21 protein-coding genes and 2 pseudogenes are annotated in these 25042 nt (G+C 56.5%); 2 read left to right on the top strand and 21 right to left on the bottom strand.

Going from position 1 to position 25042, the window contains the following annotated elements:
* A partial coding sequence (locus tag ATY75_RS26475; RefSeq protein WP_143535350.1) for a transposase occupies window positions 1-325 on the bottom strand: 325 nt, incomplete at its 3' end.
* An 890-nt stretch (window positions 326-1215) separates the two neighbouring features.
* Here ATY75_RS26475 and ATY75_RS26470 point away from each other — a divergent pair.
* Together ATY75_RS26470 and ATY75_RS26465 are read left to right on the top strand one after the other, a co-directional pair.
* Window positions 1216-1911, top strand: a complete 696-nt coding sequence (locus ATY75_RS26470; protein WP_011427359.1) for a conjugal transfer ATPase VirC1 — start codon at window positions 1216-1218, stop codon at window positions 1909-1911.
* Window positions 1912-1913: 2 nt separating this feature from the next.
* A complete protein-coding gene (locus ATY75_RS26465; protein WP_088939841.1) occupies window positions 1914-2531 on the top strand; it encodes a conjugal transfer protein VirC2 in 618 nt (205 codons plus the stop codon).
* An 81-nt stretch (window positions 2532-2612) separates the two neighbouring features.
* Here the strand turns inward: ATY75_RS26465 and ATY75_RS26460 are convergent, their stop codons facing one another.
* The 20 genes and pseudogenes from ATY75_RS26460 to repA all read right to left on the bottom strand — a co-directional run bounded on the left by ATY75_RS26460 (window position 2613) and on the right by repA (window position 24562).
* The gene (locus ATY75_RS26460; protein ID WP_088939840.1) at window positions 2613-3353 is read right to left on the bottom strand and encodes a response regulator; all 741 of its coding nucleotides are present in this window, start codon (window positions 3351-3353) and stop codon (window positions 2613-2615) included.
* Window positions 3354-3450: 97 nt separating this feature from the next.
* Window positions 3451-4485 (bottom strand): P-type DNA transfer ATPase VirB11, encoded by a 1035-nt coding sequence (virB11, locus tag ATY75_RS26455; RefSeq protein ID WP_011427356.1) that lies wholly within the window; start codon window positions 4483-4485, stop codon window positions 3451-3453.
* Window positions 4486-4525: 40 nt separating this feature from the next.
* Window positions 4526-5629: a type IV secretion system protein VirB10 gene (gene virB10, locus ATY75_RS26450; protein ID WP_011427355.1), complete on the bottom strand. Its 1104-nt coding sequence runs from the start codon at window positions 5627-5629 to the stop codon at window positions 4526-4528.
* Entirely contained in the window at window positions 5626-6507 is an 882-nt protein-coding gene (virB9, locus tag ATY75_RS26445) for a P-type conjugative transfer protein VirB9 (protein WP_011427354.1), read from the bottom strand. Before virB9 ends, virB10 begins: the two co-directional genes overlap by 4 nt.
* Window positions 6504-7217, bottom strand: coding sequence for a type IV secretion system protein VirB8 (locus ATY75_RS26440; protein WP_042119589.1), 714 nt, complete (start codon window positions 7215-7217; stop codon window positions 6504-6506). The genes virB9 and ATY75_RS26440 overlap by 4 nt, the downstream gene beginning before the upstream one ends.
* Window positions 7204-7371, bottom strand: a complete 168-nt coding sequence (locus ATY75_RS26435; RefSeq protein WP_011427352.1) for a type IV secretion system lipoprotein VirB7 — start codon at window positions 7369-7371, stop codon at window positions 7204-7206. The genes ATY75_RS26440 and ATY75_RS26435 overlap by 14 nt, the downstream gene beginning before the upstream one ends.
* Window positions 7372-7400: 29 nt before the next feature.
* Entirely contained in the window at window positions 7401-8288 is an 888-nt protein-coding gene (locus tag ATY75_RS26430; protein WP_011427351.1) for a type IV secretion system protein, read from the bottom strand.
* Between the two features lie 98 nt (window positions 8289-8386).
* A complete protein-coding gene (gene virB5, locus ATY75_RS26425; RefSeq protein WP_011427350.1) occupies window positions 8387-9049 on the bottom strand; it encodes a pilin minor subunit VirB5 in 663 nt (220 codons plus the stop codon).
* A gap of 16 nt (window positions 9050-9065) precedes the next feature.
* On the bottom strand, window positions 9066-11435 hold the full coding sequence (locus ATY75_RS26420) for a VirB4 family type IV secretion/conjugal transfer ATPase (RefSeq protein ID WP_088939839.1): 2370 nt from the start codon (window positions 11433-11435) through the stop codon (window positions 9066-9068).
* Window positions 11435-11761, bottom strand: a complete 327-nt coding sequence (locus tag ATY75_RS26415) for a type IV secretion system protein VirB3 (protein ID WP_088939842.1) — start codon at window positions 11759-11761, stop codon at window positions 11435-11437. Before ATY75_RS26415 ends, ATY75_RS26420 begins: the two co-directional genes overlap by 1 nt.
* A gap of 139 nt (window positions 11762-11900) precedes the next feature.
* Window positions 11901-12638, bottom strand: a complete 738-nt coding sequence (locus tag ATY75_RS26410) for a type IV secretion system lytic transglycosylase VirB1 (RefSeq protein ID WP_088939838.1) — start codon at window positions 12636-12638, stop codon at window positions 11901-11903.
* Window positions 12639-12837: 199 nt separating this feature from the next.
* Window positions 12838-15348 carry a two-component system VirA-like sensor kinase gene (locus ATY75_RS26405; protein WP_011427346.1) on the bottom strand — a complete coding sequence of 837 codons (2511 nt, stop codon included), beginning with the start codon at window positions 15346-15348 and terminating at the stop codon, window positions 12838-12840.
* A 657-nt stretch (window positions 15349-16005) separates the two neighbouring features.
* Window positions 16006-16617, bottom strand: coding sequence for a virulence protein (locus ATY75_RS26395; protein ID WP_088939837.1), 612 nt, complete (start codon window positions 16615-16617; stop codon window positions 16006-16008).
* Between the two features lie 456 nt (window positions 16618-17073).
* Window positions 17074-17142: pseudogene (locus tag ATY75_RS35605) on the bottom strand (hypothetical protein); the annotation flags it as partial.
* Window positions 17143-17736: 594 nt separating this feature from the next.
* Window positions 17737-19236 carry a recombinase family protein gene (locus ATY75_RS26385; RefSeq protein WP_225881189.1) on the bottom strand — a complete coding sequence of 500 codons (1500 nt, stop codon included), beginning with the start codon at window positions 19234-19236 and terminating at the stop codon, window positions 17737-17739.
* Window positions 19236-19769, bottom strand: a complete 534-nt coding sequence (locus ATY75_RS35220; RefSeq protein ID WP_225881190.1) for a hypothetical protein — start codon at window positions 19767-19769, stop codon at window positions 19236-19238. The genes ATY75_RS26385 and ATY75_RS35220 overlap by 1 nt, the downstream gene beginning before the upstream one ends.
* Window positions 19770-19871: 102 nt before the next feature.
* Window positions 19872-20278, bottom strand: a pseudogene (locus tag ATY75_RS26370) (transposase).
* 533 nt (window positions 20279-20811) lie between these two features.
* Window positions 20812-22074: a plasmid replication protein RepC gene (repC, locus tag ATY75_RS26365; RefSeq protein WP_088939835.1), complete on the bottom strand. Its 1263-nt coding sequence runs from the start codon at window positions 22072-22074 to the stop codon at window positions 20812-20814.
* 611 nt (window positions 22075-22685) lie between these two features.
* On the bottom strand, window positions 22686-23357 hold the full coding sequence (gene repB / locus ATY75_RS35210) for a plasmid partitioning protein RepB (RefSeq protein ID WP_225881191.1): 672 nt from the start codon (window positions 23355-23357) through the stop codon (window positions 22686-22688).
* Window positions 23354-24562 carry a plasmid partitioning protein RepA gene (gene repA / locus ATY75_RS26355; protein WP_088939834.1) on the bottom strand — a complete coding sequence of 403 codons (1209 nt, stop codon included), beginning with the start codon at window positions 24560-24562 and terminating at the stop codon, window positions 23354-23356. The genes repB and repA overlap by 4 nt, the downstream gene beginning before the upstream one ends.
* Window positions 24563-25042: the final 480 nt, after the last annotated feature.

Raw genomic sequence — 25042 nt, 5'->3', positions numbered from 1 at the left:
ACGGCGAGGCCTCCCGACCTTCCAAGTCACGCGCCTCCATCACAAGATGATGGTTGATCCGGCCCCATAACCCTGTCGCTCGCCATTGTAGAAATAGGACTGCAGGCGGAACATCCCTGGGCATCATCCGCCACTGGCACCCCGTCGTGGCGATGTAAAGCAGCGCATTCACGACCTCGCGAAGATCGGTGCTGCGCGGTCTGCCCAACCGCCTCGGTCCAGGCAGGCAAGGCGAGATCAATCCCCATTCCCGGTCCGTCAGATCGCTTGCATACCGCACTGCGCGTCGGGCATATTGCCGACGGGTGAAATCAGTCCAGCCCATTGTGGTCTCCGTTCGTCCTAAGCAAACAAACAGAATCACAACTGGCTGATTTCACTCAACTCTTTTTCGGTCAGCTCTTAGACCCGCGCTCCCCCGCCCATTCATCGATCTCGTCAGTCGCATTCGACCTCCGCGGTCGAGGATCGAGCCTTCAAAGGGATTTGCCTGCACTGCCAGGAATGGCGGATCTCGCGTGGTCGCATTGTGCCCCCCGTTGCAAAGTTTGCAAACGCAGCGGCTCACCTCTCGCGCTTGCCGGGATTTTCCCGTTCAAGTTAGAACAAGTGCTACATGGTCGTGGGGAAATCGCCGTTCTCCCTCCTCAGTTCGTTCTGTCGAAAAATTTGGGCGTTGCGGTCTGAATATTGGTCGACACACGCTCCAGGCCACAAGCCAATGTTTCTGGGACGTCTGCCGCGGACATGCACTTGGCCATCTTGAAATGCCAGTTGGGATCGAGGTGTCCCTACTATCTCCTTGAACATCGATCGATCATGCAGGGATGGAGATGGATGGGGCCGTGCACGATTTGTCGTTCAAGCCGCCTGGAGCGGGCCGCGCCGGGCGTCTCTTGGCCGTTTGCGCTCGCGGCTAGTGAGCGAGGAGGACCGGAATCTCCCTTTACATTGCGCGTACCGTCCTCGTCAGCACGAGGCGAGCTACCGCCGTATTGGCCTCACGGACATAAGCGTGCGATTCATGCTGACCGTTGTCGGATCGAGGCCTATTACACTTCTGGAACGGCCGTCTATTGCTACATTCGCGATCAATATAACAGGAATGAAATATAAAATTCGATTAATAGATGCCCTCATGAATACTCGAAGAAACACGGGAATATACGAACAGGCAGACGCCATTTCAGTGTCACACCACAGGCAGGACAAAAAATGAAACTTCTGACATTTTGCTCCTTCAAAGGAGGTGCAGGCAAAACGACTGCGCTCATGGGTGTTTGCGCTGCCCTTGCAAACGACGGCAAACGGGTGGCTCTCTTCGATGCCGACGAGAACCGGCCGCTGCCGAGGTGGAAGGAAAATGCAATACGCAGCGGGACCTGGGACCCTTGCTGCGAGGTTTACGCCGCCGAGGAGATGGCCCTTCTCGAGGCAGCCTATGAGGACGCCGAGCTTCAGGGATTTGATTATGCGTTGGCAGATACGCATGGAGGATCGAGCGAACTCAACAACACCATCATTGCCAGCTCAAACATGCTTCTGATCCCTACAATGTTGACCCCGCTCGATATTGACGAGGCATTGTCGACCTACCGCTACGTTATCGAGCTGTTGCTGAGCGAGAACCTCGCAGTTCCCACAACCGTATTGCGACAACGTGTTCCGGTCGGCCGATTGACCACATCGCAGCGCGCGATGTCGGACATGCTCGCGAGCCTCCCGGTTGTGCAGGCTCCCATGCACGAGAGGGATGCCTTTGCCGCAATGAAGGAACGCGGCATGTTGCATCTCACATTGTTGAACATGAGAGCTGATTCAACGATGCGTCTGCTTGAGCGGAATATCAGGATTGCGATGGAGGAACTCGTGGTCATCTCAAAATTGATTGGCGACGCCCTGGAGGGTTGAAGATGGGTATCCGCAAACCGGCCCTGTCCGTCGACGAAGCGAAGCGGCTTGCTGCAGCTCGACCCGGGATTATTCATCCGGACCTGCAACATTTCTCCCGGGATGCAGCCGCGCCACGGTTGCCCCAAAGAGCCGGCCATGAAGAGCGACGAACGACATCTGCTCTTGCCAAGCGTTCCGGCCCCGAATCGCAATCGATCAGAACTGTGGATGCGCTCAATTCGAGCACGGCGCCGGAAAAGGTCCAGGTTTTTCTTTCAGCGCGGCCGCCCGCGCCTGGAGTATCAGAAATATATGACAGTCTGATCCTGCAATACAGCGCTTCCAAGTCTCTGCAGATGATACTGCGTCGTGCGCTCGACGATTTCGAAACCATGCTGATGGACGGATCGTTTCGCAAGGCTTCCCAAAGCTATCCAATCCCTCAGGAAACTTCCGAAAAACGCGTCATTGTTCAGACATCCCGCATGCTCCCCGTATCGGCGCTGAAAATCGCACGCGATCACTTCGATCCATCCGGACTGGAGACTTCGCGCGCGTTTGGCCTTAAACTCGCCACCGCCGCGCTTGCTTCATTCTTTGACGCGGCGAAGGCACCGGGACGCGGCCGGAGGACGTGAGATGCCCGAACAATTCGAGCACCTGCCGGACGCGGGAAAAATTGGTTCGGGATCGAACCGCCGGATGGCTGCTACGCCAGATCAGGCAGCCATCACTCCTCCGTAGGAAACATTCACATCAATATCGAAGAAGTAGCCGGCACCTCTTGCAGTCTTGATCAGCCGAGGGTTCGCCGCATCTTGCTCGAGCTTGCGGCGAAGCCTCAGGATGAGGACGTCGATGCTTCGGTCATATACCTCCTCTTCGCGCACCCGGCTCGCAATCAGAAGCTGCTCGCGGGATAACACATCGCGCGGTTTCTCGAGGAATGCGACCAGAAGGTTGAACTCACCTGCAGTGAGCTTGACCTCGGCGCCGCCTTCCGAAGTCAAACGGCGTTGTCTGAGATTAAGTGTCCAGCCGTCGAAATAGAATGTGCGCCGATCCTTGGTGCGCGCGACGGTCGGACGCACACGCAAGGCAACGCGGATCCGTGCCAGAAACTCCCGCGTTCCGAAGGGTTTTGCGATAAAATCGGTGGCTCCGAGTTCGAGAGCCAAGACCTTGTCCGCTTCTTCCAGGCGATCTCCGCTGATGATTATGATCGGAACGTCTGATTTTGTTGCTAGCGTGCGGACGATTTCAAGCCCATCCTCACGTCCCAGATTGAGATCAACGACCACAACATCGACGGTCTCGGATGAGAGGACGCGGTTAAACTGCTGGCTGTCGGCTACGGCAGTCACCTTCAAGGCATGAACCGTGAGACATTCGACGATAAGATGCCGCATCGCGGGGTCGTCATCAATGACAAGAACGTGTTTCAACCGTTCACCTTTCATTCCAGGATCCCAGCGGCTGAGGCTGAGCGTGCATAAAAATGATTTGTTACAAACATAACCCGATACATATCTCGCCTGCTTGAAAGTTGAGCAACATCTAGTGCTGATCCAGAAGATCGCCAATCGCCTCTCCCCGACGGCGCGCATCAGCGGCGAGCCAGATTTCTTCCACCTCGTAAATGTCGCCGTAGGCTCGAAAGGGTATGATGACATCAATCGCGCTCGAAAGCATGTCGATCAGTGTTCTATCTTCCAAGCCAGCGCCCTGCGAGCTGCTTTTCACCAGTGAAAACAGTTTCTTGAACCCCTGAACAGGATTGGCGCCGTGTATGGTGGAAATCGATCCCGGATGCCCTGAGACGACTTCACTCAGATAGGCCCATGCCGCGTCGTCACGCATCTCTCCGAGAAGAATCCGGTCCGGCCGCATGCGCAGACTGGCCTGCAGCAGGTGCTCGGCGGTTACAGCGTCCGGTCCGCCCGCATTTTTTGCATAGAGCAGCCGGACGTGGTTCTCATGTGGAATGACGAGTTCGAGGGTATCCTCGATTGTGATCAGCCGTTCCTGCGGCGGGATTGCACTGATCAGAGTCTTGCTCATCGTCGTCTTGCCGCTCCCGGTTGGGCCGCAAAGCAGCATCGTCAACCGACCCACGACGCATGCATGCAGAAATGCCTCCAGATCGCCGCTGTCGTAGTGCCTGAGGATAGTTTCATCCTGTTGATCCCGGCGCCTTTTTCGCCTCTCCCACTGGTTCCATCTTGAAACATCGTAACGGTCCGTAACCCCGTTGAGACCGGAAACATGGGAAGCTGGCCGTCGAATCGTCAAGCTCACAGTGCCCGCCAGGACAGCGGGCGGCAGGCAAATTTGCAGCCGCTCACCACCCGGAAGTTCAGTGGCGCAAAGGGGATTTCGTGGTCCGACATCCTGCTTTCTCAATGCGCCTGCCAGAATGGCGATATCTTCGAGATCGTTGTATGACAGAGGCAGGGACATTTTGGTGAAGATGCCGCCCTGGCGCAGAAATGCCTCGCCAGGTCGATTTATCGCAACCTCTTCGGTCCTCGGGTCGTCGAGCCATTCCAAAACCGGATTGAGAAGAAATCGCAGCTGCGTATTGACCTCCATTGTATCACATCCCGTTCTGTGAGCGAAAAAGTTGGCTTTGTCAGCGGCGGTGCTGCCGGTATCGGGTCGCGCCACCCGTCACGCGAAGCTGGTAAATGTCGGAGAAATCAAGGTCACGAGCCACGAAAATCGAGACCGTATCGCCCTGATTTTTCCTCAGGGTCGGCGGTATGTTGATGGTTGCCTTGAGAGCAGTATCCGCCGTTTGTTCACCGTTGTTCTGGATACTGTTGAAGCTCGTTCCGCCGTCCGAGCTGCCGGCATAGGTGCTCGCTGCCTGGAATGCCCCTTGAACGACACTAAGGAGCATGGCGCCGCCAAAGCGCTGCCAGAAGTGGTTATCGACGGTGCCCGGCAATCCCGAGCGGCCGAGTTCATCCGTGCCGGGCGATGAAAGCGAAATCATGGCATGATTGGGCGTCTCCGCGCGGTCCCAAAGAACAAATACCCGCGCATCTCCTTGTTGCAGACCACGCTGGATTTCGCCGACGACTGTGGTACCACGATCAAGTAGCACAACATTGTTGGTCGTGCCGCGAACATCCCTGGGCAATACGCATTTTACATAGCCAGCCAAATTCGTGTCGATTGCCGTTTGCAGGATGCACGGGATGATCGTTCCCTGGGTTATCATGAAATCCGGGTGGGGCAACAGCGTTGCCTTGCTGGGCTGGAGTTCGGTGGGCTTCATGCGTATCGAAACATCGCTTCCTGCAGACACCTCACCGTTCGGCGGCGTCCGCTCTTCGTCCTTGTCATCTTGCCGGCCGGTGGCGCCATGACCGGGGCGGTCATCGCCACCGGTATACGCGAAGATCGGTGTTTCCGCCGGCTGCGGCTCACTGCGTGCTGGTTCCGGAGCAGGCAACTGGACGGCTCTCTCGGCCGGCGGGGCATCGGGTGAAATCTCGATTGGTGCCGGATGAAACGGCTGCGTGTTCGTGGAGATCATGGGAGACGGTGGCGGGTTTGCATCCGCCTTCTTCTGTCGCCCGCCGAGCCAGATGAGACCAAGTGAAAGCACAAGAACAAGACCTGCAACGATCAGCTTGCGGGGTCCCGAAAGTCGCTGGTGATGTGTGCCGGAGACAAGGGATCCGCCGGCATCGATATCGTGGGACGGTTGCTGATCATCCCCGATCACCCTCTCTCCTCCATCAGCACGCGCTTCACATCCGGCCTGACCGTACCCGTATCCGGCCTTCGGCCAACAGGATCGTAGGCAGTATTCCAGACACACAAAACGGTGTTACCATCTCTCAGCCGCCAACCACTAGAAACTGAAGAAATCTCGACATAGCTCCCCTTGACTGAATAGTTCGCAACCGCTTCCTTGCCGTCAGGATCAATCGTGTAGATGGAGGGTATGCGAACATTGCCGGGAAAGCGGAATACAGTTGTAAATCCGTTATCGAATACTTCGAGCGGCAACAGCGAACGATCACCCTGGGCCACGTAGTGCCAGTTCCTGTCTCCGGTGGCCCCTGTTGTGGCGGGCTGATCCAGCAAATCTGCCGCCCTGCGTTGATACTGCGCTTCCCCACGCAAGCGGTCTGCGGCTGCCTTGTCCTGCGCCTCCTTTCGGCGGGCCGCCGCTTCATCGGCAGGATAGGCGAATTGTACGCTGTAGTAGAGATCAGGCTGTTCCTTATCGAGATGTGCCAGCGTACTGGAAGAGATGCTGAAGACATAGCGCCGCATCCCGGCATCGCTTGCGGTCAGCACCACCACCGGCTCGGGCGGCAGAACCTGACTGGCTTTGAAGAACAGATAGTTTCCGCGTGGAAGTGCCGCGAGAGTCTTGCTGTTGGAAACGGCCACTGCCGTCACCGTTTCGTTGGCTGCGAACGAAACAACCAGAGTGGCTCCAACCGCCGTCGACAGGTGTACCACCTGATCGGGATTGTAGGCCAGATAGCGCATACGCGGGTCCAGTCTGCCTGGCGTTGGCGTTTCTTCGGCCATCACGCCGGTCGCGGCAAACAGCAGACATGCCAAGGTGAGAAGCTCTTTTTTTTTCATGGTTCGCCGGCGCCCGCGTTGGAAACGGTATCTTCGGATGTCTGGTATGATGTGATGACCAAACCTCCCGGATTGGTAAGCCTTAATCTGCCGGGCAGGCTGTTCACCTTTTCGTAGTGAATTGTTGCGGTCCACGTACTCACCACCGGCATTTTGCTGTCGATGACGAGGGTCCGTTTGTAGCGAATTTCCTGCACACCCGGCGCTACATCGTTCGAAGCAATGTGCTCAACCTCCAGCCTGCCGCGTTTTCCGACGACGACCTGAGGTGAACCTGGATTGGGATAATTGAAGAACTGCTGGTAATCCTGGCGCACCGCCGGGGCGCTGAAGTTCGAGACCAGATCATAGGCGTACTGGGCAGTATCAGCGGTGTAACTCTCGCGCATCCGGACATACTCCCACAATGAGGCGTTGACGACGGCTTTTTCCTGGGTGGCAGGCAAGCGCGAGACGGATACCTCGCTGTCCACTGTGCCGTCCGGCCGGATCCACAGATACACCGGCACAAGCCTTGTCAGCGGTACCATTGTGGCAATCGTGAACGCTTGAGCGACATTGCCCAAGGTTGCGACGGCTGCGACAACCGCAGCCACTCTGGAGAGACGTCGCGCCGATTTCGCACGTGCGGTTTGAAAAGCCTCCACTTCCTTGTAGTGCTCGGCCAGCTTTTCCCGCCCTACCAGCAGCGCATAGTCAGACCCTTTCATGCTGTCCATCCGCCATACCCGGGTGAAGATCTGACGGCGCAGGTTGCCATCGTCCCACATTCAGCGGGAAAATAGGTCCTTTACAACTCGCCGGTTTGTCATTCGTCTGGCAACCGGTCAAAACGATAGCCAAGCACAGCAAGCAATATTTCATTGGGTCCTCCATTGGCGCAATGTTTCACCCTAGCGTCGTTCAACCTGTGCAAAGCGGCGGTACAGGCTGTTGGCAGATTGGGTTACACCGCTCCAGTAGCTGCCACCGATATTGCCGGCGATCGCCGGCAGGGCGACGATGAGTGCGTCCCCGGTGAGAAAGAACATGTCGAGTTCATAAAGACCAATGATCTTAGCCGCGGTCGTACCGGCAAGCGTGATCACACCGAGTATAAGGGCGAGTGCAGTCGCCTCGGTCAGAATGACTATCGTCGCCACAATGTTGAGCAGCAGCAGCAGGAAACCGTAGGTGATGAGTTGTCCGATCCACTTGGCCGCGATATCGCGAGTGCGATCAAAGATGTATCCCACGAGGACTAGCGGACCAATCGTCAGAAGCACCTCCGTGAGAATGCCGACGGCATCATAGATTCCGAAGGCAGACCAGAGCGTGCCGTAAAAGACCCACTGAGCCCCCTGAAAGGCAAGAATGTCCTGGTCGTTCATAGGTCCGATTTCGGACGCGATTTTCTGGAATGCGGCCTGGCTGAGCGCGAACATCGAGTCCAGTTGCGTGGGGATCGTCTGCAGTGGAAGGCCGCTGCCACTAAACTGCTGTATGAAATCCGGGATTGTCTCTTCAAACACGGAAACCACATAATCGTGGTAGTTGGCCTGCCCGACGACAAGGGCAACGACGACACTGACCATGATCACCCGTGTGATACCACCGCGTACGTCGACCTCACCACGCATCACAAGAACACCCTGGACGATAATCCAGAGGGTAACACAAGCGATCAGCGGAGCGCTCACTTTCTCCTGGATCGCCTCCAGCACTGTATCAAGACGTGTCTTGAAGGCCAGATCGAAGATCGTATGGATGGCCGTAAACGGCGCCGGAATGGTGAAATTCATCGCTTGCACCTGATCTCGACTGTCTTGTCACGGAGTATCGGGCAGGACTGTTGGCGTCCCCGGCGCGCGAATCGGCGACACTGACAGGTTGCGCGTCCTCATGGCAGCGCCCCGAAGATGGCCGCGGTCTTCTGGTGCTCCTTGCGTTGTTCGGCCGCTTCTTCCGCCGCATGAAGGCCCGCCTGCGCAGTGGTCATGGTCAGCAAGCTGGTCGCCTGGACATTTTGAATCGCTGCATCGTGGATCTGCTTCAGGAGCAGCCCATTGGTGACAGTTGCCTGCATTATATTGCGGGAGCGGGAAAGCTGTGCTGAAGTTTCCGCATTCGCCTTCAGTCGTTTGTCCATCGCTTCCAGGTTGTCGGCTGCAATTCCCGTGCTGTTTGCAGCACCGGTGATCTGCGACCGCAACAGGTCCGCTTCAGCGTCACTACCTGTCACGGTACGGTCGGCGTCGCCGGCGATCGCACGCGCCGTGGTCGACGCGGGCCGTTGCGCCGAGAACATTTCGGTATCCAGGTCCCTCGTGGCGGGATACTGGTTTTTCTGGTTGAGTAAGGTCAGCAAGCCGGTCACGCCATAGGCCGACGTCAGCATCGTCACCATCGCAATGGTCTGGGCGAGATTATCTGCCGTTGCGAGCGCCGTCGCCAGTGTTTCGGCATCTGCCACCGGGTCACTGACAACCATCTGCGCCCTGGCAGGTACGACAGAAAGAAGGCTACCGGCAACAGCCGCAGTAACTAGTCTCGACATCTTCATGGTTTCCCACCTTTGATCAGTCTTTTGCCTCGTGGTAACGGTTCATGAATTCGCTCAGCCAGGCAGAGGGGTCTTCTCCCCGTGCCTCGCGCAGTTGATCTGCAAAGCGCACTGTGTTCGCACGTCCCGAAAGTACGGCGATATATTCTCGCATTTCGCGCAGATCAAATTCGCAGATGACACTTCCGCTCTCCCGTTTGAGCAGAAATTTTCGATTGCCCACAGCCATCTCTTCGCGGATCGCCTGGAATTCCTTTTCGGTGCATTTCAGTCCATCGATGTAGGCCGACCGATTTGCCGTAGGCGACGGATAAAAGATCTTCGTCATGCACTGGGCAACCAGGCTTGCGCCCAGTTGCGATTCCAGAACATGTTCGGGTTGCTGTGTCGCGAGTATCAGCATCCCGTTGTTTTTGCGTACGGTCAGCAGGAACTTGTCGATGACGGCTGAAAACTTGGGATTCAGCAAATAGGCGCGAAACTCGTCGCAACTCATCACGAACCGGCGCCCGTCGAGCAGCGCTCCAATACGGTGCAGGAGATATGCTGCCGCGGGAGCGCATACTTCCTCGTATTCGAGCAGATGCGTCATGTCGAAACCGGTAATCGAAGGGTCCAGCCTAACGTCGTCAAGCTCGCCGTCGAATGCCCAGCCCAGCGCATTGCCGCGGCACCAGCGCTGCAGTCTTGCTCCGGCCCCTTCGGCAGGCCCGTGCAACAGAAATTCGCGCAGCCCCGCGATCGAGCGCATAGGGGGATCGAACGACAGCTGTCTATGGATACCCCGCACCAGCCGCCGGTTCTCCTCGGGGGATATTCCGCCCCGCCCATCGCTCTCTATGAGCGCGACAAGCCATTCCCGCAGAAAGTCACGTGAGGCTGCTGTATTTTCCAGGCCGCGCAACGGGGCCAGTCCACTGGGCACACCTCTGCGAAGCGCGAGATACGTTCCTCCGGTGGCGCGAACGAGCAGTTCACCGCCACGATCCTTATCGAAGAAGACGACCGCACCCTCACGCTCGAGCATGCTCTGCTCGAGCATGGCGAGTATGAATGTCATAAGCGTCGTCTTTCCCCTGCCGATCGGACCGAATATCGCCGTCATGCCGACATCGTGCTCATGGGGAATGTAATCGAATGGAGTTCCACCGTTGGTGCGGAAGCGCGCGATCGCATCGCCCCAATGTCCAGAGCGGGCACCTTCGGGATAGTTTTCGAATGAGACCAGGCCGGCGAAATTGCGCGAGTTGATGGCTCCCGGGCGTGTGCGCCATCTGCAGTTGCCCGGCAACTGCGACCAGTAGGCCGCCTCCATGCCTATGCCCTCCTGGACAACGACGGCTCCCGCATCCGCAAGTCGCGTCCGGGCCCGGGCTCCTTTGTCGGCGAGGCTCTCAAGATCCTTCGCATATATGCAGAGGCTCAAATGGTGTGATCCCATAACAAATTGGTTGCTGGCCAATGCATCCTCCGCTTCGGCCAGTTCGCTAATCTGGGTAACGGCCTTGTCGCCGGAACTTAGCATCTGGCGCGACTTGAGGCTGAGCTTCGCATGCGCTTGCGCGCGGGTCAGGAATGAAAAGCTCTGCGTCAGAACAATCGGAAAATCGAGGGACAGCAAGGTGTTGAGCATACCCGGTCGCGTTCGCGCGGGGTATTCTCGAAACGAGTAGATCGATCCGACGTAACTTTCTTTAGGCGTCCGGATCTCGATCCCCCGCTTCCCGCAAATGACACGGTCGGTATAGATCGAGGCGCCCAGTGAGCCGCTGACGACCGGTACCGGTGCAAATCGACCGGTCATGACGAGCCGCAGCGCCTCTCCAACCTCCGTGAAAAGTACATCCTGCTTCTCGCGAACGCCGAGGCGTCGCAGGCCGTATTCTTCAAGAGCACCGGCAACGACATGCCAAAGGTCTTCCAGGTGCCTGATCTGGCCTGCGAGTTCATTTTCCTTCTTCATGTAGAGTTTGGCGAACTTCCTCTTCACCTTCCCGAGCGCTGTCCGCGGAAAGACCATTAGCGTGAGGAAGTGGTCGTTGCGAAGAAGCTGGCCGCACAGGACCCGCTGTTCGAAGGCTCCGCTCAGGCTGGCAGAAAAAGCGCTGCGAAAATGTCGCGCCGGTGCTGGCGACACATCGTCGTGACGCACTAGGTGAGCATATAGCGACACATGATCATCGGCGATATTGCGCAGGAGCGTGTTGAATGCACGACAACGCGCATTGCGCATTTCGGCATCCTCGAGTTCGAACGCCACGCCGCTGATATGTGCCATGGTCATGATCGAGCCGTCTTCGAGAAGGACGATATGGTCGCTGAGGTGTCCGACGTAGGGTAGATAGACTTCACCGGATCTTTCGGTCGTGCCACTTGTGCCGAGCATTACGCCATTCCTCTGCCTCTTGCGGGAACCCTGATTGGATTCGGACTGACGCTTGCGCCACCCCAAACCAGACCATCGACATTCCTTCCGGCCGTCTGCAAAAATAGCAGGACGACGCTTGCCGCGTTGTAATCTCGCTCCACGACAAGTCGTGCTGAGAACCATAAGGGTATGATAATCACTTCGTAGAGCGGGTTCTGGACGACAACGATGACGAAACCGCCCAACATCATGAATATCCCCGCCAGAGTCAGCGGCACCCCGAGAAACAAAGCGGGTCGTGTCGCTGCCAGGTAAAGGGTCGCTTCTTCGAGACGCTCATTCATCAGCCGGCCGGGCTTGAGGAAAAAATGCTCCACCACATTGCCCCTCCCATGCTAGATGCAGAACCGGATACGGCGCGAATCACGGCGTTCGAGAGCGCGACCCGATTCAGGTTTGGCCGACATCTATATATGCATTGCCTCATTGCTGACCTCCTTGATCCAAGTCAAACGGCAGTCGATCGTCGTCTTCGATCCTGCGAGTGTCCCGGTCAGGCACAGTTGGCGCACCGGACGCGCCGCCAGACTTGCCCTCGGGAGAAAGACGTTTGTATGAGCCCCAAACATCCCATGTTTCTTCGGATCGCGGCTTATCGCGATCATCCGTTGTTCGCCCGGTGATCGGCGGGACGAGTTGTTGAGCGGCGAGTTCGACCTTTCGGACGTAGCCGTTCGTAAAGCCGTGCGTGAAGTCACCGGTGTTGTAGGCCGAGATTGCCTTGCGAAGCGCCAGTTGCTTCATACTGGGCGTTTCGCCCCCTGCATAACTGCGACCAAGCAGTTTTGCCGCGACGGACAATGAGGTACATTCGTCAAGGGCAAGGGCGGCTGACAGGCTCAGACCGGAGAAATTCCCAGAATTGATCTGCATGAGACCGACATCGAGCGAGTGCCGGGCCTTGAGGCGCTCCATCACGGCCTGTGCTGCCTGTGCGTGGTTGTTCCAGCGAAGCGTTTCGCGCGTGGTATTGTCATGTACAGTGAGCGGATCAAGGCGGCTCTCGACCCTTGCGATCGCCGCGAGCGTAGATGGTGCAACGGAGGGGGCGCATTCGCGAGCGAAACGATTGAACTCGTCAAAAGAGAGCGGCGCCGCGTCGCTCGGCGGGCACACCCAGACCAGCATGACGATCGAAAGCGGTACCGTTTCCCTGAGCATTCCAGTCTCCTCAAATCGTCACCAAAGCGGGCCCTCTTCGTTGGAAAAGATGCCGCAGTTTGATGCTCACGATTATCGGCAGTTCGGTTACACTAGGATTTTCGATTTTTTATTTTCGATGTCATATGAAGCGCGCGGCCGGCTCACAATAGGCATTGAGAGCCCGCCCTTTGGAGACACAGCTCTCCGGTGCGGGAAATCACCGGATAGCACCCTGTGTCCTGATCTTGAGACTAATTGCATACGCCATGGTTCTGGAAGATAAGGGCTTCGGCAGAAACAGGGCGCTCAACATGTCGTCCCCCAGGGAAGACATGTTCAGGCCACTTTCTCCAATGACGATGACGGCGGTCTTGAAAGCCGGCTGCAGGGCAATCGCAGCCTGATTTCTGGGAAGGGACGAGTAGTCGATCAGAATCAGATCGGCTTGTTTGCCTTTCGAAATCCAGTCTTGAAACTGACCAAATGTTCTAAAACCAGCAGGCTCATAGCCCAGAGCTGCGATATTGTCCTCGTAAACCTCCCGCAAGACGAGATCAGGCTCAACGAGTGCTACTGTCTCGCCCCTCCCGCGCGGCGTTTCATAGCGGCCGAAAAATGTGTCGGGACTGACGGGTTCCCTAGAGGATGGCGGCAGATAGATGTCAAAACGCGTCCCCTCGCCAACGGCTGAAGCAACATCAATGTATCCTGCAAAACCGCTGACTTGCCCGTGGACGGCGGCGAGCCCCAAGCCAGTACCACCGCAACGAGCGCGCGTGGTGAAGAACGGTTCGAAAATGTGAGGCAGGACAGCCTCGGAAATGCCTTCACCGGTATCACTGACACATAGAAGAACATAATCACCGGCTGGCATGATACCATGCGCCAGTGCTTTCGGTCCGGATACAATCCGGTCAACGACGATGTCGATCCGACCGTCAGTATTAATGGCTTGTGACGCGTTCTTGCATAGATTCATCAACATCTGCTGAAGCTCAAGAGGACTTCCCTCGACCACGGTCCGTTTGTCGTCAAACCGGAAATTGAGGTCGATGTTGCGTGGCAACGCAACGCGTAACAATGGCGCGATTTCCGTCACGAGTTCCGAGACACTGAACGGCGTGATCACGCGTTCCCGCTTTCGGCTCAACGTCAGAATCTGGTCGATGATGAGCCTGGCCCGGTCGCCCGAAGAGATTATATGCTCGATGTATTTTCGCGCGACCGAAGATCGACGCAATGAATTTTGCGCCATTTCGGCGTGCCCGATGATCGCGCCCAGGATGTTGTTGAATTCGTGCGCTATTCCACCGGCGAGTGTCCCGACTGCCTGAAGGCGTTCCGCATGCTCCAGGCGTCTCCCAAGAATACCACATTCGGTTTGCTTGCGCCGCACATCGATGTGATGACATAGACAGGCCGTAGCGAGTTCGAGGAGCTGAATTTCACCAGCACTCGCTCGCAGATGATAGCTTTGGTAGCCCAGGGAGCAAATTGCTATCAACTGATCCGTGGATTTATGTGCCAGAAGTATCGAGAGGCCCGGAATTTCCCGCGAAAAACAGCCAGTCTTGCGCGTCGGCATGACGCGAAACACCGACGCCCGTTCATTCGACTTGGCAAGCGAGACCATTTCGCGTAGCGTCCGGTCCTCCCATACCGGCAAAGGAAGCGTCGCGGCGAAAGTTTCAACAGCCCACCTGTCGCCGTGGTCCACCAGTGCCAGCGCGCATGCATCGGCATTAAAGAAGCGCTGGATAATTTCAAGCGCAACTTGCGCCGAGGACTCAAGCGATGGCGCCGAGACTCCGTCAGCTTCGAAACAAACGCCGATCTCCTTGATCAATTCCTCGTGGTCCAGCCGCCTCGCTAGCCAGTCAGTCTTGCGGCGTAGCCGGTAGACCAGTGAAATGATGTAGATGCAGAGGCAAACCGCAACAAAACCCAGGAAGGTTCGTGCACGCTGCTCCCTCACGCTTTCCAAGCTGTACGCCTCCAGACATCTGCGCTGCAATCTTTCGGCGATTTCAGTGGCATCGGAGATCTGAATCACGTTTACCGCATCGTTTACCCGGGGCAAGAGCGACAGAATAATTGGCCCCTCGCGCGAAAGTATGCGCAACGTGGCTTCATCTGCACCGCGGGTGTTTTGGATCCTGTCAAGTTCAAGGCTAATCGCCCCCGAAAGAGCTGGGCTTGGCTGACGTATATACTGCAGCATCAGGTTATCCAGTTTCAGGAATTGGCCCCTTTGATCCGTAGACGACGGTCCTGGAAGAATGCTGAGCGCGCGGGTGAAGCTGGCCAGCGAATCCTGCAGGAGGACGTTCTGCGCGCCAAAGGTTGCGACGGCAGCATCGGTCGTGTCCACGGACACCTTCAGCTGGTTCAGCATTTGAGAGAAATCGTCGCCGCTCAAAAGGGGAGATTGTTGAAACCGCAGCTTAAGATTTTCCAGATTTCTTCGCAAATTTCCTAACCTGGAAAGGATGGGCCGGTAGGTCGTAACCATACCGGTACGGGCGCGGAGGACATCCCGCTGCAACGAGGCGCTGTCGATATTGATCGCTCGCAGCTGGGTAAGGATTGCCCAATTGGTTTCGTTGTCCTGCCAGCATACAACTGCCATCACGCCAAAGATCACCGCAGTAACGGTGAGGGCTGGGATAGACCACGACCTTGCACCCATTTTGAAATTCTGGCGAGTCGGTGAATATCTTTCATTCATCCGTACATACCTCCCCGCGCCGGCGATTGACCACCCGGGCGACGCTTACCGCATGGCAGGGTTTGTAAATGGTCGCGACGTGCAAAGGTCGCGTGAAATGGTTTCAAATGAAATATTGGTCCGCATGCCGAAGAATATTCCGGTCGCAGGAGTATTTTTTGCGCGTCTGCCAGAAACAGAGGAGTTGTCGCCGTCATCGTCCGAAGATGCCGTCGTTGAAGAAAGCAAAGCGGTTGATCATGCATCTCCGAGTGAGTTACATGGCAGGCGTAGCGGGTACGGTCGTCCGTTGCCAGCCACACTCAATCGTTAAAACAGCTGCCCGTTCGGCGCTTTTGTCATTTTGAGCGGGCCATCAGCCGCTGCGCCAGCCATCGTAATGGGATACCTCACTAGGGACGCGTTTTTAATCGTGCGTACAGAGCGTCGTCGCCGACTTTTCATCAGAATTCGAACACGACATTATCCGGGAAGCTTCGTATGATTCCGACGGACGCATTAGCCCGTCAATTGGAATGTTTGCAACTAAAGCGCGTCGCGTCAAACTTGATTCATGCGACGCGCTTTAGCTCTTTGTTTTAACGCATGTCGTTGCCGCAAAACCGCTGCACACTTTTGCGCGACATGCTTTAAGGCACTGTAGCGGCGCGGGAAATATTATCGACCGCGTCCTTCCCTCTGCCTATCCGCAGACATCAATTCCGCTCGCGCACCGTCATGGGCTTCCTTAATTGATTTGGCGATCGGCCGAATCTTCGGCATCAACTCATGAGCGGAGATCTCCCTAAACATTACGGGTTCCGCCACGTCGAAGACCTCGTCAGAGATGCCCTCGATTCTACGGGCCAAGTCGGTCCCTGCCAACCGTTCTGGAGCTTGGCCAGCGTGATGGGTATACGCGGTGCCCAACACTGGACGATATGCAACTTCGCTTTGCATGCGTGCCAGTTGGTTTTCAGTCAGCCGTTCCCCGTCTGGAAGTGTTGGTGCGTGCCTAACCGTGTGAGGCAGCAGTTTCGCATGAAAGCTGAGTATTTTGAGGCGCGATTTAAACGTCTCGAAAGGTTCTGTTCGAGTCGAAAGGCTGGTCAAGGCATGAGTTTCGTTAAAATTTGCGACATTTTCCGCTGTCTCGACTGGATTTTCTGTAGTCAAACGTTTCGCTACTTCCGTCAGCAGCGAGTCGGGTAGATCAAGCAATTGTGTCTCGCGGGCGTCATGCGCGGCTACAGTTCCGGATCCGCCACCTTGCAGAGTGGAACTATCCATAATTGAGCTCCTCTTGTTTCTTTCAATCACATTACCCCTCAGGCGCGATCCATCAAGGCATTTTGTATTTCATTAGAAACACTTCGTTGGGATCAAGACAAAAGCCGTAGACTCACTGATCGTTAGTGGCGCGCATTCCTCAGGAGGCGCTGGGAGTAAGGTATGGCGGAATCCGGGGGGCGCCCGGCCCAAGGCTTTAGTAGACCCGGATTCCAGGTGCGTGTAGGCAGTCGAGAACAAAGCAAATGGGAAACAAGATCCTTGAAGCTTCGCATCGATGCTTTTGCATTGTCTGCCGCAACCCTCGGCGAGCTCGTCATGCAGTTCCAGCAAGAATGCGTCCGCGCAGTCGATGCGATTGGCGAGGACGATAAGCCTGAAACCCGCAAGCACTGCGAGTTGATGGACGTAGTACGAAGGCCATTTAAACCTGCCTCTTTCGAGCCGTTTTGTGAACAGGCAGGCTCCCTGGCCATCGTGCCAAACGACCTTGATCAGATCACCACAGTGCGCTTCATAATGCATCCCTCCATCAAATTCCGGGCAACCGGGCGACTTTATCGTATTGATAATCTTCATAAAACTTGGGGCGTCGATCGACGACACCCCGCACCCCTATCCGGACGGCTTCCGAGGTTAACGCATCTACCGGAACCATCCACGGCGAGCCAGGAAGGATTTGCGTTGCAGGAAGAATTCCTCTGCACCAGGCTTTTGGCCGATCCCACGCAAATACCGAGTTTCTCCGCCGCTTTCATCAAGCTGATCATCGGTATCTCCACTTTGGTGGCATCATATTCGGGAATTCCCAGACGCTCGCGCATGTCACGAACACGCACGGCCGTCCAGCTCTCGCCATTACCTGTCTTGCAAAGCATCCGATTGAGGGAGACCGCGAGTTCCCGATCTGGCCAATGTCCGCCCAGTTTGCGCAGTGCTTCGACGGCCGATGGTGCGAGCTCAGCAGGATATCTTCCGGTCTTGACGCGCGCCACACGCACCTCTGTGTGCCGACCTCCGGTCCAATGGATCAACAGCACCGCCTCGTTGGTCGCATCGTCGAGATCGCAAATAATCTCCTGAACCAGGATGTGAATGAGCCGCTGCTTTGTTCTCGTCTCAGTGGAGGGCGCATTCCAGACGGTCGGGAGATCCTGGGCAAGCTGCAGGAGTCGGCCACGATCGATGACGGGGCGCTGCTGACAGCGCGGACAGGTCCTTGATCTTGCGCTCAAGCACGCCCACTCGCTCCAGGGCATCATTCCATCGGGCCTCCAGTTCGCGTGCAACATGCCGCTTGGCCGGGTCCACAAGCTCATACCTGCGACTGGCCAACAGCGCTTCGTAGCGTGAGCCTTCGAGATCCCGCTCGAGTGCCGCAATGACATCTCTTCGGGACCGCTCGACTTGATCCGAGGCGAAGATTGCCGCTTCGACGGCACGATCAGACACCGCTTCCAGAATCTGGACCGCAACGGCGCGATCGACCCTGACGCCGCTAATGCCGATACAAAGGCCGACACCCACGTGTGCATCGTCGCCGCGGCACTGATAGCGATGCGCGTTGCCCTTCGCGCTGCCGTAGAAGACGCGCATCATTCGGCCACAGCGACCGCATCGCATCAGCCCGGTCAAAAGGGCACGGCCGCCACGCGCTGACTTGCGATCGCAGTTCTTCTTCATGTGCGCGTTCTCGGCCAGGAGCTTGTGGTTCTCCTCGTATTCCCGCCAACTGATGTAACCTTGATGATTGTCGCGCAGCAACACGCTCCATTCATCCCGGGGTTTGCGCACCCCGGTGGCCTTGCGAGCGCGACCATCGATGATCCGCGTTCGCTGTGCGCGTCTTCCGAAGGCATAGGCGCCTGCATAGAGTGGGTTGTGGAGGATCTGCATGACGCTGTGGTACGCTGGCGCTTTCCAGACGAGCTTGCAGACGTCCACATTGCGCAGAACGACCGGCATCTTGATATCGGCCCACCGCAGCCACAAAAAGACCTGTCGTCCACTTCCCAGCTCCCGGAATTTGGCAAAGACAAGCCTGATCGTCTCAGCCACATGTTCGTCCGGGTCGATCTCGATCTTGCCCACTTCGCTCCAGCACAAGCCCGGCGGCAACATGAACCGCAGTTCCCCGCGTCCAGCCTTGGAACCGCGTGCTGCGATGCCGCGCTGACGCATCAAGCTAAGCTCATACTCCGACATCGTGCCTTTCAATCCAAGCAGCAGACGATCGTTGACGAGCCGCGGGTCATAGGCACCATCCGGATCAATGACCAGCGTACCGGCAAGTGCGCAAAGGTCGATCAGATGATGCCAGTCCCTGCCATTGCGCGCCAGGCGGGATGCCTCGATGCAATAGACCGCTCCCACATCGCCGGAGCAAACCTGTGCCACAAGCCGTTCGAATCCAGGCCGTTCCATGCTGCCTGAGCCGGAGCGGCCGAGATCGTCATCGATTGCGGTCACCGATGCAAAGCCGGTCGTTGCGGCAGCTCCAGCCAGATCATACTGCCGGCGCTGACTTTCCAGATTGCCGGTGACCTGAGTCATTGTGGACTGGCGGACATAGACCACAGCGGCGCGGCCAAGATGGTCAGGCGTGATCTTCGTGTTCATCAACGCCTCCCGTCTTCGTCATTCTGTTCGCGTTCAAAGCTTCCAGCAGAAGATCCGCCAGCGCTTCCTCCAACCCTTTGACGTTCTTGACCGCCGGAACCTGTAGATTTTGGCGCTCCAACTGCAGAACGAGTTGGTCGCGATTTTGATGTCGCCTGCTTCGCATCATCCTTCTCCTTCTTCCTCGAAGGACGGTATTTTGCTCCTATTGCGTGAGTCGCGCCGAACGATGCCAGCGCCGCTGCCAATTCGTTGAGACCGGCAATGCTGATCTCAGGCAGCCCTAGCGCCATGGTAGTGCGATAGCTTTGATCGAACATCCAATTCGGCAACTCGCGGCACAGATCTGGACGCTCATCCGTGTAGATGCAGGTTAAACTTTTGCCACGCCTGAACGGTGAGACCTGCACTTTCCTCCCGAACAGCGGGTGCCAAGGATAGGCAATCGTCGAATAACGGGAAACGTATGCAGAATGTCGGTAGTTGTCCGCGCTTGCCCCTGAAGCAGAACAGATGACCGCCCAGCGGGTCATGTTTCAGCACCTCCTGCACCCGCAGCGCCAAGGACGGGAACCCGCACCGCATATCCGTATGGCCCGTCGCCAGCCACACCCGAACGCCTGCCGGGATCGGGATCATCGCAACGTCTCCAGCCCGCGCAGGATGCGCAGCAGCACAGCGACGTCTACGTCACGGTCGACGATCACGCGCCGGCCGTTCGCGCTCAGCACCTCCATACGACCACCACCCGCGACCGGCTTCGATGCAGCCGGCACGGGCGCAGGGGCGTCCGGCGTGATCAACGCCGGCACGAAGCCCTCAATCCGAATGCTGCCCAGATTGCCGGTCTGCACCAACTGACGCCAGCGATACAGTTGCGAGCGGGAAACCCCATGCTTCGCCGCCGTCGCGGAAACCTGGCGACGATGGCCAGAAAACGCATCTTCAGCTTCGCTTCGGCGGTAAAACGCCGCCGACGCCCCATGTCGATGATTTCAAGCCGGCTCACCGCTGTCCGAAAACTGTCCATATGCCTGTCCATAGCCACAAAACGACAGATTCATCCTACGCGCTGAAGGCGGCGCTCCTCGGACGCTTACGTACCAGTCATCGGACATATCAGTTTCTCCTTTCTGTCTCTGACGAAAGGAGACCGCACCGTAGCCGCGAGGGGCCAGGGATCGCGGAACGCGACCGCCAGCGGCGGCAAGCGGGGGAACCGATTTTTCTGAGAAGCGCAGCGGCGGAAAAATTGGGGGAGACCGCGTCGTCTTGACGCCGGAGTGCGACCTGAAAGTCGCATGAATCTCTGTTTCGAGAGGAGAAACGTGATCTTCACCACGTGTTGGTAATACGACAACTTGCAAGATAATAGCAGATGGTGTGATCGATCGATCCGGGACACAGGATACTCTGGGGATCCCTTTGGACCCTCAAGGCCGACTTGATGTCTGGGCCTGTGTTGCGGAAACCATCTTGGCCAGCGTTCATGTGCGAACGCAACAACAGGCCGCACATATGGACGCAAGCGATCAGTTGTTGGGCCGGCCGGACAGGTAACAGCTGTTACTCCTCTCATGAACTTTCATACCTGCTGTCTGCCAGTCCGAAAAGGCTCCGCTCCAGGTTCAGCCTTCCGTCGATCGCTCGATCTATCATGGCCCGGAAATAGCCCCCCGGCCTGGAAATCTGCTCCGGATCTCGAATTGACTTTTCAAGCACGGTCGCTAAGATCGCCGCTGCCGCGTACTGGCCCACTTTCTTCTGACCATCTGCCCAACCTGCTTCGGACAACCCTATCATCCTGCGCAGCGTTTCGCCTGACCGGCCGATCGCATACCAACTTTCGAACTCTTGGCCTATCATTGATTGAGCACCGGGGCACGCCGCGCGAATGAGCCCAACTGACACAGAGCCCAAAACCTCCCCTTGGATCGTGGAAGAGTCGCGGCCATCGCAACTTCCGTTGTCTTGCTTAACCCCCTCCGCTTCGCGAGACTTTCTTTTAAAAGCCATTTCGACCGCGGAGCGGTCGTTCTTGCTAATTTGTTCCCGCTCTGTAGAGCGGGCCCGCAATTTTCTACTTTCAGATTCTGATTCATGGGTTGTATTGATATTAGCGCTGTCATCAATGTCACCCTCGCATGACAAACGGAACGGAATGTCCTCCGGCGCCAATGCAGCCAACGCCTGTTCGTGAAGCGAACTTATACGATTTGCGCGTTCAACCAACCCGCCCCCACCCGCCAGTATGGACTCGAGCTCGGATCTTTCAGTCGTCATCTGCGAGGGATTGGACAGGCAGAGATCTTCAATCGCACGCGACAGGCGGCTGATGTCGCGTTTGGCAGCGAGTTCGGCGTTCAATTGCTGATGGTACTGGATCACCGCCTGCTTAAGTTCGCCAGCCCTTACACGGGATGGTGTGAAGTCAATTCCAAAGCCAGCCGTCACTTCGCCTTTATCGTTGCGATATACAAAGCGCCGACCTGTCGAACTGTCCCGGTAGGCTGCAACACCCGCCTCTACGAGCCGTCGGATGCATCGCATTACGGTGCGCTGCGAGCGCAGCGTATACTCAGCGAGTTTCGCATTAGATATGGCCACGATTGGACGCCCAGAGCCTTTCCAGTCATCGGCCTGGGAAAGACCGAGAAGGATATCCATTACATGATACGTCGTGCCATCTATGCCCAAAACTGGAGCAGCCTTCTTCAGGAGCAAAGCCATTTCCGATTTTGTCGTATCTGGTATGTCGTTTGCCATTGCAAGACGTGCACTTGCGGCAATTCCAGGAGTCACGCGTCGGAACGACGCTACTGACAAAGCTTCAGTCATAGCTATCCTGCTGCGGATCTCTCGATCGCAGTCCCAATAATGCGATTTTTCAGGAAGCCGCCGGAAGCTACGCGCGAAAAAACCGTCCCTGACAGTTACAGAGACTTGATTAACACCCTTGTCCGTCTTAGAGTTAGCCCGCTAGAGCTGACGTTGACGGTGCCGAGATGCTCCGTTGGCCGTGATTGAAGGGTCTGTCGATTGCAGTCGATAGGCCCTTTTTCCATTTCTCGTTTCTAGATCATTCCAGAACCCTTCCCTTGTCGTCTTTGAACTCCTGAAAGAGATCGGGTAGCCGTTGCAGCAGCCAGTCCGAAAGCCCCGGAAGTCGATCGTCAGGAATTGAAAAGCGAGTCGAATTATCGGTACGCCTCGTTACTATGACTATGCCATCGTCCAAGGCGACTCTACAATATCCGGTTTGCTTTTTGCAGAAAGATCAAACGCTTCCATGATGAGCGCGAACCGCTGGTCGCTTCGGCACTGAGCCCATGCTGGAGACGCAGTCAGCTCCGCTAAGATTTCCCTTTGCCGGGCGTTCAGGATTCGATTGTGGACGCGAGCGCCCAGCTTTTCCGATTTTGGACGTCCAACCGACGGCGCCGGGCCGATCACCGGATGAGCCCCTCAGGTATCAGGGCCGCGGTATTTGTAAGAATCGATATGGAGGCGAGGCGCTGGCCCTCTTTACGTCCAAGCGCGTTCGATATTAATTCCCGCGAGTACTTCCGCTCCTTCAGATTCAAGGCAAACAGGGCCTGCTCGATGAAGGATAGATTGAGTCGTTCCGAGTTCTCAATACCCTGTGAGATAACAAGCTCCTCGTCGCTTAGCTCGCGTACGATCGCCTTGACGGGGCGTTTAAGTATCTGGCAAGCGCGAAGACGCCGGTGGCCATATGCAGCCTGGTATTGACCTGGCCTCCCAGCCAAGGGACGCACGAGGATCGGAAGTTTCTGCCCGGCCTCTCTAATCCCTTCGACAAACGCTTGAAACGTACCATCGCCCTCTATATCCAAGCGGTCGCTGATAAACGACGGGGCGACTCGATCGGGATCGAGTTCGATAACCGATTCACACGAAAGCAACTGATCATGAAGGCGCCTGTTCTCATCTTCGATCGAGACCAAGGCACGATCCATTGATTTTACAGCCACCGAACCGATTCGCCGCATTTCCTGCTCGGCGCGTGAGGGTGCCGATTGCTTAGCAAGGACCTCCGTATCGACCTGAGCAAACAGGCTCTTCATTCGCTGGTTTCGCTCTTTGGGATTGACCATCATCTACCCCACACGTTTTTGATATGATGGAAAATCTCGCGATTGACCGAATCCACCGACTCGAGTGCGCGACTAAGCGTATCGCGTCCGACACCCCTTGACAATTCATAAAGACTCTTGTTTTCAAGCCCGGCACTTGCAATCGCAGTAGTCTCGGCAACTGCCGGAGCCAAAACATCGTCTTTAAACAGGGAGCGTAACAAAGTGACGACGTTAACTTGAGGACCGTCGTTGGGGTTGTGTCGCGTGATCACATAGCGGATGAAATCGTGGCTGAGTGTACCGCCGCGTTTCTCGATCACGCCCATGAGATCACTCATCATAGCTAGAAACTGATTCATACTGGCAACGTCAATCATTGCTGGATGAATTGTGATAAGCAGCGCGGTGGCAGCACAGAGGGCGCCGAGCGTAAGGTAACCGAGCTGGGGAGGGGCATCGACAAGGACTATATCGTAGTCCGTCTCAACTTCGCTGATGACCGTCGAAAGCCTGCGAAAAAAGATCTCGTCTCCTCGCCCATAGCCATCCGCGATAGCATGCGGAGTTTCGTGTTCGTACTCCATCAACTCGAGGTTTGCCGGGATCAAATCGATTCCTGCGAAATAGGTTCGTCTGATTACCTCGTGAACAGACCTGCGACGATCATCGTAACGAATCGCGGCATAGACAGTTTCGTTTTCATCAACGTCGAACTCGGGCTGGTATCCGAACATTGCCGACAATGACGCTTGCGGGTCTAGATCAATTGCAAGCACCCGAAGCCCCCGGATTGCCAGATAGTGCGCCAGATGCACGGTTGTGGTAGTTTTAGCCGAGCCGCCCTTGAAGTTTGCGACGGCAACAACCTGTAGCTTGTCACCCGCCCGGCGTCGGGGCAAAAACACCAGTGCTTCGTTTGGACGCTTTTGGGCGAGATGCTCACGTATCTGATTTACCTGGTGAAGCGTATAGATCCGCCGGCCGTTGTCCTGTCGGTCGGGGATAGCGCTCTCACCGTCAAGCGACATCTGGCGTAGCGTGGATTCCGCAATGCCGAGTAGCGCAGCAACCTCGCGCGACGTAAAAGTTTTAAGGGATTTTGCAGCCTCAGGCTCATAAAGTCGTTCGCGAATTGACTGGAGTTGCGCAGACAACAACTGTGACTGTCGCCTGATCTTCATCGCCGACGATTCAGCATGTTGGATCTGCTGCTGGTTTGTTATCATTTTTCCTCACGACGGTTTTTTCGCGATCGTCAGTGATTTTCCGTCGATAAGCAGTTACCCGATTCCCAGATTGCGTCAAACCATACTTCGTTAACCAACGGTTACGAACCAGCGGGTAAAACCTCTGCCGCCCAAGGGCAGACCTCCTATAAATACAGAGACTTAGGATGCTATCCTCCAAGCAGTGTCGCCAATTGTTTTACTATGAATCCTACAACCGTAACGCATCTCTAAGTGCGATCGAAACGCAATTCCAGCACACGCCGATCGCTTTCACCATTTTTCACGACCGAATCTGCCTTGTAAGACTTACAACTAGTACCCGCAAAGCCTATCCGGTCAAAGGGTCAAAGGATCGTGTCCCAGCAGATGGTGTAGGTGGCGGGAGGTAGCAAAGCCGAGTGCCCGCGCGCTTCTCGTTGCGCTGTAGCGGGTGATCGGCTTTGCGGGCGGCCATGGGTGTTTTCCGCTAGGGTCGGG

This window comes from Rhizobium sp. N122, from assembly GCF_002211295.1.
Classification (GTDB): domain Bacteria; phylum Pseudomonadota; class Alphaproteobacteria; order Rhizobiales; family Rhizobiaceae; genus Rhizobium.
Note: the sequence above shows the minus strand (reverse complement) of the source record. Positions and strands in the feature narration are given on the sequence as shown.

Bases quoted from the DNA above. Each gene is read 5' to 3' on its own strand.
- ATY75_RS35220 (WP_225881190.1), bottom strand. From the start codon at position 19,769: ATGACCCGCTGGGCGGTCATCTGTTCTGCTTCAGGGGCAAGCGCGGAC.
- ATY75_RS26440 (WP_042119589.1), bottom strand. From the start codon at position 7,217: ATGAAAGGGTCTGACTATGCGCTGCTGGTAGGGCGGGAAAAGCTGGCC.
- ATY75_RS26395 (WP_088939837.1), bottom strand. From the start codon at position 16,617: ATGGATAGTTCCACTCTGCAAGGTGGCGGATCCGGAACTGTAGCCGCG.
- repB (WP_225881191.1), bottom strand. From the start codon at position 23,357: ATGATGGTCAATCCCAAAGAGCGAAACCAGCGAATGAAGAGCCTGTTT.
- ATY75_RS26470 (WP_011427359.1), top strand. From the start codon at position 1,216: ATGAAACTTCTGACATTTTGCTCCTTCAAAGGAGGTGCAGGCAAAACG.
- virB11 (WP_011427356.1), bottom strand. From the start codon at position 4,485: ATGGAGGTCAATACGCAGCTGCGATTTCTTCTCAATCCGGTTTTGGAA.
- ATY75_RS26415 (WP_088939842.1), bottom strand. From the start codon at position 11,761: ATGAATGAGCGTCTCGAAGAAGCGACCCTTTACCTGGCAGCGACACGA.
- ATY75_RS26460 (WP_088939840.1), bottom strand. From the start codon at position 3,353: ATGAAAGGTGAACGGTTGAAACACGTTCTTGTCATTGATGACGACCCC.
- ATY75_RS26435 (WP_011427352.1), bottom strand. From the start codon at position 7,371: ATGAAATATTGCTTGCTGTGCTTGGCTATCGTTTTGACCGGTTGCCAG.
- ATY75_RS26385 (WP_225881189.1), bottom strand. From the start codon at position 19,236: ATGAACACGAAGATCACGCCTGACCATCTTGGCCGCGCCGCTGTGGTC.
- ATY75_RS26405 (WP_011427346.1), bottom strand. From the start codon at position 15,348: ATGAATGAAAGATATTCACCGACTCGCCAGAATTTCAAAATGGGTGCA.
- ATY75_RS26420 (WP_088939839.1), bottom strand. From the start codon at position 11,435: ATGCTCGGCACAAGTGGCACGACCGAAAGATCCGGTGAAGTCTATCTA.
- repC (WP_088939835.1), bottom strand. From the start codon at position 22,074: ATGACTGAAGCTTTGTCAGTAGCGTCGTTCCGACGCGTGACTCCTGGA.
- virB9 (WP_011427354.1), bottom strand. From the start codon at position 6,507: ATGAAAAAAAAAGAGCTTCTCACCTTGGCATGTCTGCTGTTTGCCGCG.
- ATY75_RS26465 (WP_088939841.1), top strand. From the start codon at position 1,914: ATGGGTATCCGCAAACCGGCCCTGTCCGTCGACGAAGCGAAGCGGCTT.
- repA (WP_088939834.1), bottom strand. From the start codon at position 24,562: ATGATAACAAACCAGCAGCAGATCCAACATGCTGAATCGTCGGCGATG.
- virB5 (WP_011427350.1), bottom strand. From the start codon at position 9,049: ATGAAGATGTCGAGACTAGTTACTGCGGCTGTTGCCGGTAGCCTTCTT.
- ATY75_RS26410 (WP_088939838.1), bottom strand. From the start codon at position 12,638: ATGCTCAGGGAAACGGTACCGCTTTCGATCGTCATGCTGGTCTGGGTG.
- ATY75_RS26430 (WP_011427351.1), bottom strand. From the start codon at position 8,288: ATGAATTTCACCATTCCGGCGCCGTTTACGGCCATCCATACGATCTTC.